This is a genomic window from Roseateles sp. P5_B10 (assembly GCF_056400485.1).
Window position 1 is genome coordinate 1 of record NZ_JBFULE010000673.1, and the last position, 2894, is coordinate 2894.

At 68.1% G+C, this 2894-nt stretch carries 3 protein-coding genes; all 3 read right to left on the reverse strand.

Annotated features, from left to right (window positions below):
* Positions 1-247: hypothetical protein (locus AC1DU6_RS25760; protein ID WP_477860584.1), on the reverse strand; the 247-nt coding region annotated here is incomplete at its 3' end.
* 59 nt (positions 248-306) lie between these two features.
* On the reverse strand, positions 307-1863 hold the full coding sequence (locus tag AC1DU6_RS25765) for a polyamine aminopropyltransferase (RefSeq protein WP_477860586.1): 1557 nt from the start codon (positions 1861-1863) through the stop codon (positions 307-309).
* On the reverse strand, positions 1860-2804 hold the full coding sequence (locus AC1DU6_RS25770; RefSeq protein WP_477860588.1) for a TolB family protein: 945 nt from the start codon (positions 2802-2804) through the stop codon (positions 1860-1862). The genes AC1DU6_RS25765 and AC1DU6_RS25770 overlap by 4 nt, the downstream gene beginning before the upstream one ends.
* Positions 2805-2894 lie beyond the last annotated feature (90 nt).

Sequence of the window (2894 nt, forward strand, 5' to 3'; positions counted from 1 at the left end):
CGGGCTTCACATCGTCGCCATCACTGTTTGAGCGACATTCGCGCAGCTCTTCGGCCAAGTCCGGGTGGTGGTCGGCCGCGGCGCGCTGCATCAGCGCCTCGACATTGGCTTCGGTCACATGCTCGTGGCCGACGCCGTGGACGAGGTTGTCATAGATGCTGTCAATATTCCTGGCATCGGTGCCGGGCGGCGTCGACGGCAGGTCGACCTGGGCCAGGGCTTCGGGCTTCAGGGTGGCAGTCTGCATGGGTGGCTCCTGCGCCAGCGTCTTTTGCCGGCGATCCGATCTTCCGGCAAAAGGCGCGCCTAGTGAACCTGGCCCCACTCGGTTTCAAACTCTTGCACCAGCACCTGGTTGCTGAGGCGATTCACCTCGGTCGGTACCCGCGCCATGTCGGGCGGAAAGTCGAGGAGGGCGGGCAGGCTCTGCGGGCTGAGGAAGCGCAGGCCGGGCGGGACGGCCGCTGGCTGCCGGAAGGGCCGCCGCGAGGCCATCACGAAGCCCCATTCGCCAAAGCTCGGCACATGGGCGTGATAGGGCGTGGCCGTCAGGCCGACGGATTCCAGCGTCGTGACGACAGTCCAGAAGCTGCGTCGGGCGATCAGCGGCGAGGTGGTCTGCACGACGGCGTAACCGGCGGCGCTGAGGTGCTGGTCGACGAGTTCGTAGAAGCTGGCCGTGTAGAGCTTGCCGAGGGCGAAATTGGACGGGTCGGGGAAGTCGATGACGATGACGTCGAAGACCTCGGCATGCTGCTCCAGCCAGCCGAAGGCATCGGCATTGACGATGCGCAGCTTGGGCGACGACAGCGAATGGCCGTTGAGCGCCGCGAGCTTCGGCGTAGACGTGAACAGGCCGGTCATCAATGGGTCCAGCTCCACCAGCGTCACCTGCTCGACGCTCGGGTACTTGAGGATTTCGCGCACGGCCATGCCGTCGCCGCCACCCAGCACGAGCACGCGCTTCGGCGCCCCCTGGGCCGCCATGGCCGGGTGCACCAGAGCCTCGTGATAGCGGTACTCGTCGCGCGAGTGGAATTGCAGATTGCCGTTCAGGAACAGCCGCGTGCCGCCGCCACCATCGGTGACGACGATGCGCTGGTAGGCGCTGCTCTGCTTGAAGACGATGTGCTCGCCGTAGAAGCGTTCCTCGGACCAGCGCGTCAGCGCATCGGCGCCGAGCAGGGCGGCCAGCAGCAGCACGGCCGACAGCCCGCAGGCGATGGCCTGGCTGCGGCGCGCGCGCAGCTCGGCGCGAAAGATCCACAGTGCCCAGACCGCGACGGCCACGTTCAGCAGGCCGAAGGCGATGCCCGTGCGCACCAGGCCGAGCTGAGGCACCAGCACCAGCGGGAAAGCCAGCGCGACCAGCAGGGCGCCGAGGTAGTCGAAGGTCAGCACCTGCGAGACCAGGTCTTTCAGGCCGTAGCGCGCGCTGAAGTGGCGCTTCAGGATGCGCATGACGAGCGGGATCTCCAGCCCGACCAGGGCGCCGACGAGCAGCACCAGCGCGTAGAGCAGGGTCTTGAAGGCCGCACCTTCACCCGGCGGCAGCAGGCTGTGCACGGCGAACAGGCCCGCCGGCATCAGGCCGCCGATGACGCCCACGAGCAGCTCCACCTGCAGGAAGACGCCGACGAGCTGGCGCTCCACGAAGCGCGACAGCCAGGAGCCCAGGCCCATGGCGAAGAGATAGACGCCGATGACGGTGGAGAACTGCAGCACCGAGTCGCCAAGCAGATAGCTGGCCAGCGCGCCGGCCGCCAGCTCGTAGACCAGGCCGCAGGCGGCGATGACGAAGACGCTGGCGAGCAGCAGCAGCTCGGCCAGTGAAGCGCGAGCGGTGGGCTGCTGCTCGGTCACGGCTTGAGCAGCACCGAGAAGGCCAGCCGCTTGCCGTCCGGGCTGGCGGCGATGTTGCGGATGGCGCCGCCCAGGTCGGCGAGTTCGGCAAAGGCCTGGAAGCTGCCGCCCAGCTTGCCATCCCAGCGCAGCAGCAGATTGCCGCGCGCCATCAGCATCGAGCCATCGGGCAGGGCCACGAAGTACTGGCTGCGGTTGGCGTCTTTTTCGCCCTCCGGGCCGACGGGCGTCTCCACCAGCACCTGCGGCGACTTGTCAGCTGCGCCCATCGCACAGATGCGCCAGTGGGCCGGGTCGGTCTGGTCGACGAAGAGGGCGCGCTTGCCGTCGGCCGTGCGGCCCAGCGACCGGCCGGGCTTGGCGGTCAGCAGCGTCTGCTGGCCGGTGGTGCGGCTGATGAGCACAGCCCGGTGGTTGTTGCGCTCCGGCACGTCGTCGACGATGAAGGCGGCCAACTGGTCGGGGTTGACCCAGGCGTGGTAGCCGATGCGCTTGGTCGGTACGACCGGCGCGACGGGCTTGCCGTCCCAGCCGAAGAGCCAGAGTGAGGGCTCGTTCATCTCGATGCCGTAGGCCGGGTCCGCGGTGATGACGCGGATGGCCGAGAAGCCGCTGCCGTCGGCCAGCGGCGTCGGCGAGTAGAGGTTCTCGGTCGTCGTGGTGACGGCCACGGTCGTGCCCTTGGCAAGGTCGTGGCGGTAGATGTTGTTTGAACCGGTGCGGCCCGAGGTGTAGACGACGGCCGCGCCGTCGTGGGTGAAGGCCGGCTGGAAGTTGTTGCCCTTGCCGGGCGTGATGTTGCGGGTGTCGCTGACCTTGCCCGTGGCGACGTCGAGCCGTGCGACGAAGATGGCCACGTCGGGTGGTGCATCGGCGGCCGAAACGGGCAGGGCGATGGCGAGGAACATGGCCGTGGCGAGGTGGCGGACGGAGAGTTTCATGGCTGGCCTGTGCGGTCGTTCRGCGGGCCGCGAGTTTCGCCCATCCATCGCGCTAGAAAGAAACCGGCTGAGGCAGGGCCTTGCTCCAGT